The sequence below is a fragment of the Wolbachia endosymbiont (group B) of Episyrphus balteatus genome (genome assembly GCF_947250575.1).
GTDB lineage: Bacteria > Pseudomonadota > Alphaproteobacteria > Rickettsiales > Anaplasmataceae > Wolbachia.
In genome coordinates, this window is record NZ_OX366325.1 from 547,115 (window position 1) to 564,822 (window position 17,708).

14 protein-coding genes and 2 pseudogenes are annotated in these 17,708 nt (G+C 33.2%); 7 read left to right on the plus strand and 9 right to left on the minus strand.

Annotated elements, in window-relative coordinates; translation table 11 throughout:
* Nucleotides 1-246: 246 nt before the first annotated feature.
* Nucleotides 247-2,505 carry a hypothetical protein gene (locus OOL05_RS02665; protein ID WP_264730702.1) on the plus strand — a complete coding sequence of 753 codons (2,259 nt, stop codon included), beginning with the start codon at nucleotides 247-249 and terminating at the stop codon, nucleotides 2,503-2,505.
* Here the strand turns inward: OOL05_RS02665 and OOL05_RS02670 are convergent.
* From OOL05_RS02670 to OOL05_RS02685, 4 genes are all read right to left on the minus strand, one after another.
* Nucleotides 2,492-3,082, minus strand: coding sequence for a Maf family nucleotide pyrophosphatase (locus OOL05_RS02670; protein WP_010401248.1), 591 nt, complete (start codon nucleotides 3,080-3,082; stop codon nucleotides 2,492-2,494). The two genes, OOL05_RS02665 and OOL05_RS02670, sit on opposite strands and share 14 nt — an antisense overlap.
* The gene (gene infA / locus OOL05_RS02675) at nucleotides 3,060-3,323 is read right to left on the minus strand and encodes a translation initiation factor IF-1 (RefSeq protein ID WP_052264695.1); all 264 of its coding nucleotides are present in this window, start codon (nucleotides 3,321-3,323) and stop codon (nucleotides 3,060-3,062) included. The genes OOL05_RS02670 and infA overlap by 23 nt, the downstream gene beginning before the upstream one ends.
* A 71-nt stretch (nucleotides 3,324-3,394) precedes the next feature.
* A complete protein-coding gene (locus OOL05_RS02680) occupies nucleotides 3,395-5,524 on the minus strand; it encodes a hypothetical protein (RefSeq protein ID WP_264375585.1) in 2,130 nt (709 codons plus the stop codon).
* Nucleotides 5,525-5,682: 158 nt separating this feature from the next.
* Nucleotides 5,683-6,960 (minus strand): adenylosuccinate synthase, encoded by a 1,278-nt coding sequence (locus tag OOL05_RS02685; protein ID WP_010401253.1) that lies wholly within the window; start codon nucleotides 6,958-6,960, stop codon nucleotides 5,683-5,685.
* Nucleotides 6,961-7,139: 179 nt separating this feature from the next.
* Between OOL05_RS02685 and OOL05_RS02690 the strand changes: the two genes are divergently transcribed.
* On the plus strand, nucleotides 7,140-8,672 hold the full coding sequence (locus tag OOL05_RS02690; RefSeq protein ID WP_264730705.1) for a hypothetical protein: 1,533 nt from the start codon (nucleotides 7,140-7,142) through the stop codon (nucleotides 8,670-8,672).
* A 371-nt stretch (nucleotides 8,673-9,043) separates the two neighbouring features.
* Here OOL05_RS02690 and argB read toward each other — a convergent pair whose 3' ends face one another.
* Complete coding sequence (argB, locus tag OOL05_RS02695; protein ID WP_017531630.1) at nucleotides 9,044-9,982, minus strand: acetylglutamate kinase; 939 nt, start codon at nucleotides 9,980-9,982, stop codon at nucleotides 9,044-9,046.
* Nucleotides 9,957-10,553: a ribosome biogenesis GTP-binding protein YihA/YsxC gene (yihA, locus tag OOL05_RS02700; protein ID WP_369800778.1), complete on the minus strand. Its 597-nt coding sequence runs from the start codon at nucleotides 10,551-10,553 to the stop codon at nucleotides 9,957-9,959. Before yihA ends, argB begins: the two co-directional genes overlap by 26 nt.
* 110 nt (nucleotides 10,554-10,663) lie before the next feature.
* On the opposite strand from yihA, the gene prfA reads away from it, so the two are divergent.
* The 3 genes from prfA to OOL05_RS02715 all read left to right on the plus strand — a co-directional run bounded on the left by prfA (nucleotide 10,664) and on the right by OOL05_RS02715 (nucleotide 12,316).
* Complete coding sequence (gene prfA, locus OOL05_RS02705) at nucleotides 10,664-11,755, plus strand: peptide chain release factor 1 (RefSeq protein ID WP_264730707.1); 1,092 nt, start codon at nucleotides 10,664-10,666, stop codon at nucleotides 11,753-11,755.
* A gap of 118 nt (nucleotides 11,756-11,873) precedes the next feature.
* Nucleotides 11,874-12,137, plus strand: a complete 264-nt coding sequence (locus OOL05_RS02710; RefSeq protein ID WP_264375588.1) for a hypothetical protein — start codon at nucleotides 11,874-11,876, stop codon at nucleotides 12,135-12,137.
* Nucleotides 12,131-12,316, plus strand: a complete 186-nt coding sequence (locus OOL05_RS02715; protein WP_264375589.1) for a hypothetical protein — start codon at nucleotides 12,131-12,133, stop codon at nucleotides 12,314-12,316. The genes OOL05_RS02710 and OOL05_RS02715 overlap by 7 nt, the downstream gene beginning before the upstream one ends.
* A 362-nt stretch (nucleotides 12,317-12,678) precedes the next feature.
* Here OOL05_RS02715 and OOL05_RS02720 read toward each other — a convergent pair whose 3' ends face one another.
* A complete protein-coding gene (locus OOL05_RS02720) occupies nucleotides 12,679-13,608 on the minus strand; it encodes an AEC family transporter (RefSeq protein ID WP_064125222.1) in 930 nt (309 codons plus the stop codon).
* A gap of 254 nt (nucleotides 13,609-13,862) precedes the next feature.
* A complete protein-coding gene (locus OOL05_RS02725) occupies nucleotides 13,863-14,420 on the minus strand; it encodes an acetyltransferase (RefSeq protein WP_264375590.1) in 558 nt (185 codons plus the stop codon).
* Nucleotides 14,421-14,436: 16 nt separating this feature from the next.
* Here OOL05_RS02725 and OOL05_RS02730 point away from each other — a divergent pair, with 16 nt between their 5' ends.
* Nucleotides 14,437-15,597 carry a multidrug effflux MFS transporter gene (locus tag OOL05_RS02730; protein WP_264730709.1) on the plus strand — a complete coding sequence of 387 codons (1,161 nt, stop codon included), beginning with the start codon at nucleotides 14,437-14,439 and terminating at the stop codon, nucleotides 15,595-15,597.
* 424 nt (nucleotides 15,598-16,021) lie between these two features.
* On the opposite strand, the pseudogene OOL05_RS02735 reads toward OOL05_RS02730, so the two are convergent.
* Nucleotides 16,022-16,810, minus strand: a pseudogene (locus OOL05_RS02735) (Mur ligase domain-containing protein); the annotation flags it as partial.
* Between the two features lie 52 nt (nucleotides 16,811-16,862).
* Between OOL05_RS02735 and OOL05_RS06775 the strand changes: the two are divergent.
* Nucleotides 16,863-17,656, plus strand: a pseudogene (locus OOL05_RS06775) (IS6 family transposase).
* Nucleotides 17,657-17,708 lie beyond the last annotated feature (52 nt).

The following is a 17,708-nucleotide window of genomic DNA, read 5'->3' on the forward strand; positions in this document are numbered from 1 at the left end:
GACATACTTTTTGGTGAAAATTACTCTTATATTATAACGTTTGTAGTTATGAATTTGACTATAGGATCAAGTCTAGAAAAATCTAGATTCCAGACTGGAATGACAACTTAAATTGCTTGATGTGAACATAAAATAGCTCATGTCATCACGTTAGCAATACAACTTCTTTAATAAAAACTAAATCAATTCCCGTAATAATTGTACTAGCTAAGGCTAAAAGGCAGAGGGTTATTAGTGAGGGAAAATATGAATACTCAAAGCACACAACAATATCATGAATTCATTCGAGGATTTTTTACTTTATTCGATGAAATAAAAAAGGAAGACGACCCAATTTATAATTCCAGAGTTGGTTTTAATGCAGTAAAGTTTCTAATAAAGCACCCCATCTGGAATTTGGAGATAGATGAAGACAAAAATAAAGCTTATGAAGTTATTCTTCCAGAGCAGAACAAGATAAAGAAAGCCGAACAAAAGCTTGAAAGTGAAGTTAAAGCAAGGTTAAAAGAGTATGTTGATGATATCGCAGGAGTTTCAATATATGGCGATCACGCAAGTATTACACTGGGAGATGACAAAAAAGAGTTTAAAATCAGCGAGTTTTTAAATAGTGACTTTTGTCAGAAGAAAGGAATTTCGGGATTTTCAACACTGCATAGTGATGGAAAGAGCGGAATGCACGGTTTTGTTGCCGAAGAAGGAGAGAAAAGAATAAGGCATTATGTTGTAACCGATGGTTCATATGAAATGACTTTGAATTGGCATGACAAAAATGGAAAAAAATGTACTATCAAAATCAAGATTGATAAAGATGGTGTAGATCTAACTGAACGTAATGGTGTTACTGAGGAACAATTAAAAGCAAACACAGATGTAAAAATAGGTGGCTTATTCCTATATCAAATACAATTCAAGGAGAAAGGACAAGAACAAGAGAAACAACAATCATCTGAAACTTTCATAGAAAGTGATATTAGTAAAGGTATTGGCGTTCAAGCTACTCAAGATCAAGAAGTTGAGTTTAAGCATGTAACGACTAGCACTACAAATTCTAATAACGCATCTGCTAAAAAGATTCCACCGTCACTTCCACCTAGAGCTAGTTCATTACCTAATAATCAGAAAAAAGATGAGTATCAGCCAATACGGATTAATAGTAGAAATAACTACAATTTTCCATATTCTGATGCTTCTTCAAGCAGTACTATTTTCACCAAGTCTGTAATCTACAATCAAGATAATACACAAGAGGATGAACGGTATGACAATCCTACATTTGCTACATTTGGACATGCTGTACCTGGAAGCCGAAAATCAGATGAAAGTGAGCAAATATCTAATAATCGGCAAAAAGGTGCAATTTTTGATCCTACAACTACTGAAAGCGCTGCACCAGTACAAGACGTTGCATTCAAAAAAGTTAAAGATGCATTTAAGTATGAAAACGCTAAAGAATCACGCAATACTGGAAATAAGCAACCACTAAATGATGTAGCTTCGATTCTTGCATGGAAAGCAAAAAATGAGTTATTACGTAGTGAAAGTGAGTATGATGAAGAATTTTCTGACTTCGAAGATGGTTGGAGCGATAACGAAGATGAGTATATAACGCTTTCAAAGCCTCAATCAGATTATAAACAAGAAAAAGATTATCTTAGCACTAAGGAAAACGAAGAAAGAGGAAACGATGAACAAAAAGAAACCGAACAAGAAAATGAATCTCTAGAATACAGCTCAACAGACATAAAAACAAACGATTCGGGCTATTCATCTCCAACTCACTCTAATCATGAAAAATCTCGAGTAAATTCTGGACAGTTAAAAGCGAGCTTAATGAATGTTGAACAAAGAGATGATACCCTACTTACGGAATTTACCAGTAAGTTGGATAAAGAAACTCAGAAATTCCTGCTAAAACCAGTAAATCAAAAGAAAATGAGTGGGCAAACAAAAGAACATTTATTAGCAGCTGGATTGCTAAAAGACAATGCAGCGGAGAAAGAAATAAACGACTCAGGTTACTCATCTCCAACTTACACTAGTAACTATAATTTTCAGGTCAATTCTGAGCAATTAGAGAAGAAATTAGAAACCATTGAACCAAAAGATACATTGGAAAAATTGAATAAAGGATTGAGAGAACCTTCACACCAGGCTACTAAAGATTTATTCTCAGAAAGTATGTTGAAAGAAATAAAAGAAGGTAAAAAATATGACCCTGTACGTAAGTTATTAGAAAGAAAAGTGGCAGAACAAGAAGCAGAACAAGAAAATGATAATACTAATCTGACTATAGACAAAAATAGCGAACTATATAAATTGCTAGAAAAAGATGCAGCACAACTGAAAGCTGGAATAGTAGAAGAGGAAAGAAAAGATACTTTAACAGAACGCAATGATAGTCCTGATCGCAATAGAATTGCATTAGCAAATAGAAATAGAATCTGGGCTAAACTTATTGCTGAAGAAAAACAAAAAAAGGACAGTGGTATTAGTATAGGTTAAAGTAATTACTTAGCAAGCAATGGGTTTCATGTAATGGTAACCCTATTACAGAAGAGTATGAGCCACGTAAAAATAATACAAACATTCCTGCAAGACCTTGTATGTTGCACCCCCCTGCCCTGTTTTTCCACTCTTCTGATGCTAAATAGTATTTAATTTCTTGTTCGCTGAGACGCTTAAATTTCACTATTGTAACTACAGTCCTAATATGCTGTTTAGATTGATCAGGAGTTAATAAACACACACTGGTGTATACTCTATGCCTTCTTCCTGATAACAAGCGAACGCATTTTTCTGCTTGCTCAACGTTTTCAGCTTTGAGCAGTATCCTTCTACCACAAGCAACAACTGTATCAACACCAAGCACAAAGTAATTTGGATTTGAACTTTGTGTTTTCTCAGCTTTACTTTTTGCCATACGGATTGAGTAATCTCTTGGAAGTTCCTTTTTTAAAGGAACTTCATCTATGTCTGCTGGCAAAATTAAACCTGGCTCAATATTTATTTGTTTTAGTAAAGCTATACGCCTTTTCGATGATGAAGCAAGAATAAGATTATTTAGAGATCGTTCTGTCACTTGTACCTTTAAGCCTTCTAATTATCCTACCCTTTTTTGCATTCCTATCATAAACACTCATCTCAACCAACACCCTATCGCCTATAATTATGCGTATTTTACTTCTTCTCACTTTCCCTGATACATGACAGATAATCTCATGTTCATTGTCCAGCTTCACTCTAAATTCTGCTGCAGGTAGTAAAGCAGTTACTGCCCCTTCCACTTCAAAAATTGTTTTTGATTTGTCTTCTTTTATCATTGTCGTATTATAATTTAATAATCTTTTTCAGTCTACTATAGATTTTAAATTATTATCAATACAGGAGATTTTTATACTCTACTTGAGTATTGCTCTTGCAACTTAACTCCAATCATCTCCTTAACAATGCAAGAGGAAAGCGAGCTACCTACGCTTCTACTCTCTACTACCTTCTCAATAGAAGTTATGTTAGAAGATAAATCATTATCACAATTTTCCTCATCGCTATCAAGTCCACTATCAAAACTTGAAGATCTGGATAACTCTGTCTTCTTTTGTGAGGCACTATCAGGCTCACTAAAAACGTTTCCTGCTAGAGTATAAAATTGATGATTGAAGCTTCTTTGTTCAATAGAACTCATGTTAGAAGATAAACCATTATCACTACCATACCCGCCATCAGAGCTTGAAGATCTGAGTAACGTCATCTTTTCTTCCAGTGGAACACAAGACTCATTATTAGTCTCATTAAAAATATTTCTTGTTGGAGTATAAAATTGATTATTGAGGCTTCTTTGTTCATCAGCATGAATTTTTTCTCCCAGTCCATCAGCTATTTCTACAACTTTATCATCCCATTCATTCTCACACTCTAGCTTGCTTCTTAACTCTTCAACTTCCCATGCTAGTTTGCATATCCCTTGTTCATAAGATTCCAGTTGTGCTTTATGCTCATCTTTCAACTCTTGCACTTGAAGTTTTAAATTGCTTACATACTGCTCCTTTTCCTTCATTATGTGTGCTGCTTCTTTTAATTTGTCTTCTAACTCCTTCTTTTCTGTATTAACACCTTTTAGCTTACCCTCTAGCTTTCCTTTTGCTTCACATACATTTTTAAGTTCTTGTGCTTTCTCTTGTAACTCTGCTAACACACTTGCTAACTTTTCATCTTTTTGTGCCAGTTCAGTTTGCAATTCCGTGTTTTTTCGCTCTTCTTTTCCAAAACTGTTTTGTAAATCAGTTATTTGTTGTGAAGCAATTTCTGGTTGAGTTTCAGTATGCTGTAAATTGGCTTCCAATGCATTGCTATTAATAGAAGGAGAAGAAGGAAGGCTATTATCAGCATCAACTTTATGATCTAACTTCCCCTCTGGTTCCTTACCTTGATAAGCCACCATAGATTCATTGTAAAGATTAATAGGAGTAGCCCTATTCTCTTCTAGTGATTCCATTACAGCATCATATAAGGAGAGACCTTGAATATATAATTCATCGTTTTGCTTTATTAATTCTAAAATCTCCTTCGATGAAACAAAATCTTCACCATTAAATTTTAGTATTTCAGTTATGCCATCGCTACTCACATTCATAATCATGGTACACATTCCTGATCCATCTTTTGCAGCCCAAGTGCTTGTCATTTCATAATATGCACCTTCTTTAAATTCATAATATCTTTTCTTATCTTTTTTATGAGCGTGTATTTCATGTTTTTTATTGCAATAGATATTCAGTTCTTTAATATCTTTCTCTTGCTGTAAAACGTCACTAATCTTTGTTGGCTCACTATTGTCGTAATGAGTAAGGTTAATATTCAAAACTTTATTATTATTGTCAATTTCTTCACAGTAAACTTGAAAGTCCTCTTTCCATTTTCCAAAATACCTACTTGCAACTTCTTTTCCTTCCTTTACTAACTCTATGTATTTACCTATATTTTTCTCAAAGTCCTCATTAACAGGCTTTTCTCTTTCTTTTACTGCTTCATCCACATACATTCGCTTAAAATCATTATCACCTACTAGATTACTAAAACGCCAATTACCATAAGCTTTTTGTATATCAGTAAAGTCCATCTTTTCTCTCAAAAGCGCTAATAAGCTTATCTTATCTCTCAAATTTTCTAACTCACAATCGAGAAAATCATCGAAACTGCATAACTTTTTATACAGTTCCCTATCTTCTATAATTGAGCGAAGAAATTTCATTATAGTAAGGTTCTTAATGGAAGGCTCATTTTTTTCTGCATCATTAATATAGCTTTTGAGAAATTGAAATATACCAAGCCCATCACTATCTTGGACAAACTTCTCTCTATCATTAACACAATTGTTGCCCTGTGATGAACATAATCTATTATGCAATTTTTGCAAGTCATGTATTGACTTAACTACATATTCTGCAACTGACAATTCTCTCAGCTGATCACTTGTTTTTTCCGCTTTTACTGCTTTGTCTCCCTTAGTCAAACCTGCAATCATAATACGCCTCCTTTAACTATGTTTATATTATAACAATCAACATGTATTTAAGAAAAATCACACTGCTCACTGTACGTTTACGCTGCTACTTTGCATAATAGATTGCTTGAAGTCACACAAGTATCGTTTTTTATTAGATAAAAGTTAACAAGACGTTTTCATAGATTTTTAAGCTTAATAACATCCTCTCTATTGGGACTAGTTGAAATTAGATGAATTGGTACACCTATTAATTCTTCTATTTTTCTCACATATTTCATCAAATTTGCAGGTAATTCCTTAACTGACCTTTTGCCTTGAGTTTTCTCTTTCCAACCAGGAAATTCTTCATATATTGGCTCTAATTCTTTTTGTATTGAATGTGATGCGGGTAAATAATCATACATTTTTCCGCCATACTTATAACCAGTGCCTATTTTAATAGTATCAAAAGAATCAAGAATATCTAATTTGGTTAATACAATGCTTGAAACTCCAGAGAGTTGTACGGCCTGGCGCACTAAAACTGCGTCAAACCATCCGCAGCGCCTTCTTCTATTGCTTACTGTTCCAAGTTCCTTACCTATAGAAAATAAGCTGTCTCCAATCTCGTTATTTTGTTCAGTAGGAAATGGACCATTACCCACTCTTGTTGTATACGCTTTTGCTACACCAATAATGTGAGCATTGTAGGATAATCCTGAGCCTGTTATCGCTTGCGATGCTACGGTATTACTTGAAGTAACAAAAGGGTAAGTTCCGTGGTCGATATCTAAAAATGCGCCTTGAGCGCCTTCAAATATTATTTTCTTACCTTCTTTCATAAAATCATTTAATATCTTCCACACAGGTTTTTTATATAAAAGAATTTTTTCTGAAATCTCTTGAATTTCCTTTAATATTTCTTCTTTTTTAACTACCTGGTAGTTAAGTCCTTTTCTGATAGCATTATGGTAACTCAGGAGAGCATCCACTCTTTGATTCAGCTCATCTGTGTTTTCTAAGTCACAAAGGCGTATAGCTCTCCTGCCAACTTTATCTTCATAACATGGCCCTATCCCTTTGTTTGTTGTACCAATTTTGTGATTTCCGTTTAAATCTTCAAATAGCTTTTCCTTGTCCTTATGTACGCTAAGTATTAATGGACAGCTCTCGGATACCATCAAGTTGTTATAGTTTACGTCCACTCCTTTAACTTTCAATGACTCTATTTCTGAGACTAGAGCATGTGAATCAAGAGCAACACCGTTTCCTATAATAGATATTTTGTCCGCTCTCAAAACAGCAGAGGGCAGTAAATTTAATTTATAAACCTCATCATCTATTACTATAGTGTGCCCTGCATTATTTCCTCCCTGAAATCTCACAACTACATCTGCATTCTCAGAAAGATAATCTACTATTTTACCCTTGCCTTCGTCACCCCATTGCAGACCAACAATTACAATATTATTCATCACTATTTTCTAGATTAATACGTAAATATTAATGCAGCATGCTACAAATGAAAAGAGAAATCTACGCCTTTCCTATATCCCTAAAATAAAGAAATAGACTATCGACTTTTTTATATATTATAAAATTATTCATCATTATATGGTACAACTTACAGCATATTTATAGTAAGGTGTTAATTATGAAAGAGGCAAAGAAGAGTCCGGTAGTTAGATTAAAGGCCACAGCTAAAGAATTCAATTTTAGTAAATTAAGAGCAGATCAAGATAATAAATTAGCGAATTCCGGTGAAACAATGTTCTTAGATTTTCAAAGAATGAATTTTATTATTAATGAAAAAGAAATAGATAAAAATTTTATTATTGCATTTAAGGAAGGAGCTAAAGATTATAAAAATGAGATTTTTAACCGTGATAATTTTGATAACCTCTCTGAAGAAGGTAAAGCTTTTATGGAACCAGCACTTAAGGAGCTTGATCAAGATAGACTATCTGAAGTTTGGGAAAATCATTGTAATAGCCCTACAGTTGCTGATGAAAAAAAAATTGATGAATATAGAAAGGAATTTGAGAGATTTTATAACGCAGGGAGAAGCTCTTATCATCTATTCTCCAAAAAAGATTACCGTGCATTAGCAAAGGAAATTTTCAAGGAAATGTTCAGGTACGCTGGGGCAGAAGTTCCAAGTAATGCTATTTTAGAAGAGCTAGTCACCAATTGTAATCAAGCAGGGTATGAAGCTGGTATATTTAATGAATCTCATGCAGCACTCAGTAGTTGTAGCTTGATTCCACATAGTCCTAAAAAAGCGCTAAACATTTACTGCACTGATCACAACCACATAAAAGTGAAGTCTGATATGGCAATGCCTATAACCACGCTTAACAATCCGAAAGAGAAAATATGTGACCTATCCAGCTCATTAGAATTCACACTTGAATCTCAAGATAGCAAAAATGGTATAATATATAAAGAAGGTAAGTTATCACTTACTATTCCTGAAGAGCTAAAAAACTATAAAGATAATGGCAAGAGCTTGTTTGACATTATTAAAGAATATTTTCAGAAATTCTGTGCAGAACTAGGATTTAAATATGAGACAAAAATACAAATAGAGCATGACTTAGGTACTCAAATCAAAGTAAATAACTATTTAGATGGTACGATATCAACCATAGGATCAGATGCAAATGAAGAATTTATTAATCTTTTAAGCAAAAACCTCAGAGAGAAGTTATTGGAATCAGGAGTTGCTCTAGTAGGTGAAGATGTTGATGATATTATTGAAGTCAGAGTATCTGCAGTTATGGATCTACTGCGTGATTATACTAAATTGGAAGATAATAAAGAAAACAGAGAGTTATTAATAAGTGAAGTAGCAGATAATTTAGGGCTTTCCACTCAAGATAAAACAGCATCAGAAGTATTGATGGAATTAAACTCTTTACCTTCTTCGATAAAAGGTCAGGTTAATCATAATCAAGTGCAGTTTGTTGTAAATATTTTTACCAATTTAATTGTTGAAGGAAAAAGCGAAGTATACAAAGAAAAAAATGCAATTAATGCAATTGATGCAATTCATCAGAAGATAGATAAGGCAATTGTTGAGCAAGAAAAAAGAGCAACCAACAAACAAGATATAGAGAATGATAAATGGACAGATAAAATAAAAAAACAGAGATTATCTATGGAATCACATGGGCATTTGCATTAAAGATACTGTGTACAGAGGCGTAGTATGCTCAATTTTCGCCTTTCATTTAAAGCACTCAAATTGATCAAACACACTCAATCCAAAGCGTTTGTAGATTCGATATCTTGAGTAACTTGACGCAGAGAGAATTGTATACCTTAGTCAACTTTTCTAGCGGTATCCATAAGGTAAATCATTATTTGAGTGTTACACCCAAGCCCTCTTTATTTTCCTCTGTTATCAAGCTAAAAATACCATTTGCTTTCATTATGTATACGAAACTATTATGCTTGCAAGAAAAAAAAACCTAAAAAACTGGAAAAGAGAATAGGAATTTGACATAAGCTATTCCCAAATTTTCAATGTTCATATGGTTATAAGCAGTACAGCTATTAATCATCCATTATTGATATACCTGAATTATTCTCAGTAAATAAATCAAGTATAATGTTAGGTACTCTACCATCAACTATGTGAACAACCCCTGCACATTCTTCTACCATTTTAGTATATGACATAAGCCTTTCAACAAATTTTTCTCCTTTAATTTTTCCACAATCAATCGATTCTTTTAAATTTTTAATCAAGACTCTTCCATTGCCAACTTTGTTTATTTCTTCATCTGTATCACTCAAGATTATCATTTTAGATGCGTAAACTGCAAGTGCAATTGCACTTGCAGTGCTATCAGTATCAATATGATATGTTTCTCCATTTTTTCCATAACCGATAGGTGCAATAACTGGTATAGAATCTGATTCTTCAATAAAGAATAATATATCAGGATTGATTTCAGTTGGTCTACCGATAAATCCCATGTCTAGTATTTTTTCAATATTATTTAATCTATTTTCCCTAAGCGTAGTGCTTATCTTTTCAGCTTTTATGAGGTTGCCATCTTTTCCACATAGTCCAATAGCTGAACCACCAGCAGAATTTATATGCTGAACAATTTTTTTATTAATTGAACCACACAGTGCCATTTCAATGATTTTCATAGTGCTTTTGTCTGTAAGTCTGACACCATTTATAAACTTATCATTCATACCTAGCATTTTTAACACTAAGTTAATTTCATATTCTCCGTCATGAACTACCACCGGATTTATACCAAGCTGTTTCAACAGAACAACATTATGCGCAAAAGCACTAAGCAGCGTTTCATCTGAGATTATTACACTGCTGCATTTGATGATAAAAGTTTCGCCTACAAATTTAGGTATGTTAGACAGAACTTCAAATAATATTTCTGTTTTTTCCTTCAATGGCATCTTACCATTTAAAGATTCATCACTTTTCATTTTTTTATCTTGTAAATTTGAAAAACTCATCTCTTACCTTGGTGATTTTATGCTTAACACGAATGCTTATTTGATGAATTGATACATGTTCATTATTAACCCACTTTTGAGTATTTTCTAGAATAGCATCTAGACTTTCCTGATTCACTTTATCTATTTTTGTTAGCACAATATTAAAGTTAATATTATTACATATTAACCAATAAACAAAGTCTTTGTCTATTTCTTTTAATCCTACCTTGCTATCTATAAGCACAAACACTCTTTTTAGATTTCTCCTGTGAATTAGATAGTACTCAATTAGGTTTAAGTATTGTACTGCTTCTTCCTTGCTTGCACAAGAATAGCCATAACCCGGTAGGTCGACAATCCTAAACTTATCATTGTACATAGAGTAAAAATTTATTTGTCTAGTGCATCCAGGTTTAGAAGAAACTCTTGCAGCTTTTTTGCTGTTTATCAGCAAGTTGATTAAACTTGATTTTCCTACGTTTGATCTACCAGCAAATGCAATCTCTGGAGCCGACTCATCTGGTAATGATTTTTTGTCTGAAGCTCCAAATATGAAGCTGCAGATTGATGTTATCTGTTTTGCCATTATACTTAGGTAGAAATATTCGAGACAATTATAGTGTTATTGCTTGATATAAGAAATTTTTTATTTCAGTATATATTACTTACTTAAACAGCTGAAAACTAGACCTGTACTATATGGATATAGAGAATAATTTACAAGACTTAAAAAAAAAGTTTTCTGATGTAGAGAGAAATCTGGAAAACCCTACCAATTTGAGTCAAAAAGAATTCGTTAGTTTTTCAAAGGAATACTCTGAACTCAGACCAATTATCGAGATAATCGATGAATATAATATATTAAAAGAGGAAATTTCAGATTTAGAAGAAATCATGAAAGATGAGAACAGCGATGGTGATATAAAAGAGTTAGCAAAAGAAGAACTTCTTGAGAAGCAAAAGATACTATTACCGAAAGTAAAAGCAAAACTAAAGTTGGCATTATTACCCAAAGATGAAGATGACTCAAGAAATGCAATATTAGAAATTAGAGCAGGCACAGGCGGAGAAGAAGCAGCATTATTTGCAGCGATGTTATTTCATATGTATCAAAAATATGCAGAAAGAAGAAATTGGAAGTTTGAGCCAATAAGTATTTCTAATACAGGTATAGGTGGCTATAAGGAAGCTTCTGCACTCATTAATGGAACAGAAGTTTTTGCAAGACTGAAATTTGAGTCAGGGGTGCACAGAGTACAAAGAGTGCCAGAAACTGAATCCTCAGGAAGATTGCACACTTCCGCAGCTACTGTTGCAATATTACCTGAAGTAGAAGAGGTTGACTTTGAAATAGAAGAAAAAGATTTACGCATAGATGTTTATAGATCCAGTGGTCCTGGAGGGCAATCAGTGAATACAACTGACAGCGCAGTAAGGGTCACCCACTTGCCAACAGGGATAGTTGTAATACAGCAAGATGAAAAATCGCAGCACAAAAATAAGGCTAAAGCGCTCAAAGTGTTGAGAGGAAGGCTATACGAAATTGAAAGACAAAAAAAAGAAATGGAAAGGTCAACAATGAGGAAAAGCCAAATTGGTTCTGGAGATCGCTCTGAACGTATAAGAACTTATAACTTTCCACAATCAAGAATAACAGATCATAGAATTAATCTCACTTCACATCGACTAGAACAGATTATAAAAGAAGGTGAACTAGATGAATTTATTGAGGCATTGATTTCACGAAATGAAGCAGAAAGGTTGACTGGAGGGGGTAATGTTACTTTTTGATGGAAATTTGAAACAAAGCATAGGTATCAGGTTAAAAAGAAGTAAAGTTAGTTGTTCATAAGGTTGACAATTATTTAAATTTATGCTATAATTAGCAGCTCTATAACTTACAGAAACCATGGAAGTTGACTTTAATCAATATGTTAATAGTAACACCTTAGAGTTAAATAATCTATATGTATATATGGAAAAGCTAGTAAACTTTTTACAGAAAAAGCAAAATATTACAAGCTTGACTTTATCTAATTGTTATATTGATGCTCAGTGCGGAGAAGTTTTAAATGAAGCATTAGAGAATATTAATCTTCCAAATATTACTGAGTGTAAATTAACTTCTAGCATTATTGGCGCAGAAGGCTCAATAGCAATCACTAAATGTTAAAGAATGGTAACTTTCCAAATCTTATTAAACTTGATTTAATTTCTAATGATATTGATGTTGAAAGTGAAATAATATTAATGAGTGCGCTAAGGGGTGGTAGTTTTTCAAATATTAAAGAATTTAATTTACTTTATGACAACGTCTGCAACGAAGGCATAGCAGCATTACGTGAATCATAGAACAACAATATGCTTCCAAATCTTATTAAGTTTAGTTTTCCCTTTAGTATTACTAATGATAACAAAGATATGGAAATGTCAAGCGAATACCTATTCGGTTAATAGCATCATATAGAAAAAGGCAAGTTACATTTATTTGTTGCTGCTCATAGAACATCCAAATTCAACTATAGACCTGCTAAAAGGTGTAGGAAATCTTACTGCTATTGACATTATTGCGAAAATTCCATCAATTGATAACTTCCTATTCTGTGTAAAAAAATAAGAAAGGAGAGGAAAAAAGGATTAGTTTCTTTTATGATTATCCAAGAAGTCTAGTCTAAATTCAAGTTTTGTGAATAGGCTAGCGCTTAAATTTTTGATCAAAAAGGGACAAGTTTAGTAAAAAATAATGATATTATAAGTGGAACATAAAATAGTCCCACTGCAGTACTAATTAGGAGCAATAAAGTAGCTTTATCTGGTTGGTAATTTAAAATATTAGCAAGTATTATACTGGATCCAGAAATCGGAATAATAGCCAGTAACATCAGTGCTTTATAGATGCTTTCATCGTATATACCTGTAACATGCTTGTCTAGCAAGACAATTCCCAAAACAAATGACGGCCAGAATATGTACTTTGCTACAATAGTGGTCAAGGCAAGCTTCCAATCTACTTTAAAATTTGTAATTTGTGCAATACTTACTCCAAGCAGCACCATTCCTAATGTGATAAATGTACTTCTGATATTTATCATAACATCTGTCAAAAAAGTGGGTATTTGTATATCATATATACTTAAAAAGAAACCTAGAATCATTGCATATAATGAGGGAAGTTTGAGTAACTTTAATACGCATTCTTTTGCAGTATAGATACCATTTGCAGCTATATAAAATCCCAAACTATTTTCAAATAGTGCCATTCCTATGTAACAGACAACATACACAGACACTGAATCTTCATCAAATAAAGCCATGGCAATCGGTAGACCAAAATAACCCATACTTGTGCTGCCCGAGCTAAACGCTAATATGTTTCTCGTGTTGTCCTTAAATAAAAAAGAAGAAAGATAATACACTGATAAGGACATAGTACTACCTATAAACCATATCAAAATCGGCAGAGAAATTACTTTTAAATTAACTTCTGTATGAGATACTCCGTATAAAATCACTATTGGATTAGCTATATAAAAGAGTATTTGAGATATAGTATTTCTATCAATTTTAAGATATCTTCCTGCTAAGTAACCAATAAGTATTGTAATGTAAATAGGTAATATTTTGAGGAAAAGAGTAAAGAACATACTAGCCTATTGTGATATCTTTGCTGATAAAGTGATATTAGATTTTAAGGTATTGTAAAAGTAAGTAAAATTTATTTTCCAATTAATCAAGTTCATAGTTAGTTAAAAAAAGATTCACTGAGTGCCAAAATTTGTTCTTATATAGGACTTAATAATGATATTTTTATGATTAAATTATGTTAAGTTTGTATAAAGCTCCTTGTATATTTTTATAAACCACTTGTAGTAATTTAGGTAGATTGTTGAAAAAACACTCATCTTGAATGGTTCTCAGGAATTCTTGCCTTAATCATTAAAATCGCACTATTACTTTCCATAATTTTTTTAAAGCCAACTTTTTCGTAAACACGGATTGCACAAACATTTGCTATACCTGGGTCGACAAAGGCATTCTCATAAACTTTAAAGACAAATTCGTTTAAAAATATATTCAAAGCTTGTAAACCAATGCCTTTGCCCACATAATCCAGCTCTCCGATATACCAGTCTATAGCAGCACAGCTTTCTGGAAGCTCAGAAGTATCGTAGCCCTGCTCAGGTGGAAAATCATGTTTGTTATAGTATTGAATATAACCAATATCAACTCCGTCACAATTAATAATGAATGCATGCATTGGTTTTTCAATAATTTGTGTCTTAAGTTTTAAACGTTTGAATCCTTTGACATAATTGCTATATTTTTTCTCAATTAACTCTGGTGTCCAATTTATATCCGCATCCCACCATAGCTTTACGTGAGGTGTTTCTAACCATTTTAATAACAGTAAAAAATGTCCTTCTTTCAACGCTTTAAATGTGATATTCTTATTCATTAATTGAAAATCTCAAATGTTACTACCATTTCTGTTAATCCTGTCTCTAATTGCTAAGTTCATTGAAATTGACATTTCCGTACCCAGTTTTCCTGATATGGTGCACTATTTTAACGTATCAGAAGGCACAATTCAATTAACTATTGCTTATAATTTTTTAGGCTTTTGCATAGGAGGGTTGTTTTTTGGTCCATTATCCGAGTGTTATGGTAGAAGGAGAATGATGATCATAGGTAATACTTTGCTACTCGTCGGCGCTGTTGGTTGTGTTTTTGCACCGTCGATTTTTTGGCTTTTAATTTCTCGCTTTGTTCAGGGTATTGGTGTCAGCACGTCTGTAGTTGTGTTTGCCATAATTGCAGATAGCTATCAAGGCGACAAAGCAGTAAAATTTATTGGAATCATGAATTCTGTTCTTACAGTTGTCATGGCAATTGCACCTGTTTTAGGAAGTTTTATCAATGGTGCTGTAGGGTGGCGTGGTAATTATGCAACTGTTGCAATACTTTGTTTGATCTCTTGGATTTTACTGCTTTTTCTGTTACCAGAAACAAAAAAGGACCGCGATATTTTCAGTTTGAAAAAAATGATGAAAGATTACAGAAAATTATTATCGAGTTCAAAATTTATGGTTCTGTCTTTGCAGCAGAGCCTCTTCTCTGCTGCTTATATGTCATTCATTACTTGCGGACCTTTTTTGTATATGGAAACTTTTGGCTTATCCAGCACTATTTATGCACTACATCAAGGTGCAATAGTTGGGTCCTTCTCACTAATTAGCCTATTTGCCATTAAGATCCTAAAAAAATTTGGAGCAGCATGGTGTGTAATTTCTGGTACGAGCGTGGGTGCTATCGGATCTCTATTGCTTGTAATACTCAGTGTAATCATGCCCCATTCTTTTTACTTGGTAACACTATCTATGATTATTTTTTCTATTGGTTGTGCAATATGCCAGCCAGTGGTTTTTAACTCATCAATAAACGTTTTCCCTGAAATGAAAGGCACAACTTCTTCTGCAATTTCATTTATTAGAGCTTCTATCATGGCTATTTTTATCGGCTTAACAAGCTACGTTTACGATGGTCAAGCAACCAGTGTAGCTATTCTTGTTTTTTTTGCAGTAGTTCTAATTTACTGTCTATTTATTGTTTTCAAGATCTGGAAAAATCTATAATCACCATATAGATCCTTCTCATTTCTAGTTATTGCGGTAATATGTATTGTAACTTTGCCAGCTGCTCTAGATGTATCTCTTCCAAATCACCTAATCTATATTAGTTAAAGAGTATTATCTTGCTCATGCGTCTAAAGTTTGAGAGCCAAATTTCAGCAATCCAATCAAATTCCAATTTTTTTCAAACAACTGTTTCTTGCTATTTTTGTACCTTAAAAAATTTAGCTTACTTTTGCGCTAGTTCGTTCAAATAGCATTAGTACGATTTACTTTTTTTGGGATGTAGAGATTTTCTAGGGATTGTCTTCTTGAGTTCTATAGTATTTTGTTCAACATTGAAACGAGAGTCCCGTTTCAAGCATTGAAGTGACGAATCAAGAGCTGCTTTTATCCCATCCCTATCAACTATTTGAGTAGTTGACAATGGAATCCAGTTATTTTCGTTTATACTAATCAATACATCAAATTCTATGCTATTATTGTGTTGTTTGACGTTGCTAGCTCTAATCTTATCATTCCCAAACCCAAACGTTATAGAATTATTCTCATCATAATTGACGCTTGCAGAATCAGGTAAAACCGCAAAATCCGCGTTGTTTACAAATCGAGAAAATGCATTTTTGATTTCGTTAAATGTACCGTAATGGTCTATATGGTCGTCATTAATACTTGTTACAACAGCAATATTTGCAGGAATTTTTAACATAGTTCCATCAGACTCATCAGCCTCGATTAAAAAAATGTCACTCTTGCCAAGTTTTGAATTACTCTGATAGGAGTTTAATACTCCTCCCACAATTACAGTAGCATCAGTACCAGAATGATCAAAAATGGAAGCAATCATAGCTGTTGTTGTTGTCTTGCCACTTGAACCAGAAACCGCTATCACATATTTACCTTTCATAATTTTAGCCAGCATGTCTGACCTATGCAAAACTGTTTTATTGTTATTTCTTGCTGCAACTAGCTCCACATTATCAGGTTTTATTGCGGAAGAATGTACAACTATTTGAGCTTGTCTAATACTACTTGCATCGTGACCAATATAGACCTCTATACCTAATTTTTGTAACCTATCTATATTGTCGTTTGATCGCGTATCACTGCCTTGAATTTTATAACTGGAATTATGAAGAATTTCAGCAATTGCGCTCATTCCAATTCCACCTATACCGATTATATGTATTACTTCTTTTTTAGGGTTCTGTCGCATTTGTAGGGAAGTAGAAAGAAGAATGATATAATTGTCTAAAAAAAAAGCAAAGATGTTTCGTATCAATCAAAAATTGTTGCCATATTTCAAAGGATTTAGCTTTTCAGCGGATGTTATCTGTATACATGAAATGTCGATTCTCTTTGAGCTATCGAGATTTGGAAGAAATGATGAGTATAAGGGGAGCAAAATGCTACGTTACAAAGGTGGGTTATCACCACTGATAGATGAGGCAGTAAGGAAAAGAAAGAAGCAGGTTGGTAGTAGTTGGAGAGACTTACATTAAATTAAACGGTAAATGGGTTTATTTATATACTGTAGACTTGTGTGTTAGTAGAGACAAGTCTGCAGCACTTGCATTCTTTCGTAAAGCTTTCAGGAGTAACTATCTTCCTGAGAAAATTGTAATTGATAAAAGCGGCAGTAATACTGCTGCTCTTGATGATTTGAATGCAGAAATTTCTGAAGATTATAGCTCTTCTTATAATAGTCCGAACGGAGGTAAAAACGTCTTTATAGCTATTATAAGCCAAGAGGCCAGCAGTATGTTATTATGACCTGTTCGGATTATTGTGAGAAGAGCTATACAGTTCTTCAAATAAAATATCTAAATAATATTGTTGATAGATTTATCAAAAAACTAATAAAGCCAATGCTTGGGTTTAAAAGCTTCCATTCCGCAAAGATTACCATCACAGGCATAGAAAATATTCGTATGATTCAAAAAAGACAAATTATTAAAATAATGTTTCTACTTTTGAGAATTTTGCTATGTTAATAACTCCTATAATCCCACCTTTAATGATCTTCTTTCCTATGGTTTATAGATGCGACAGAACCATATAATATAACCAGTGTATTAGGTTACTATGTAAAAATGATTAACATAGAAGCTTTA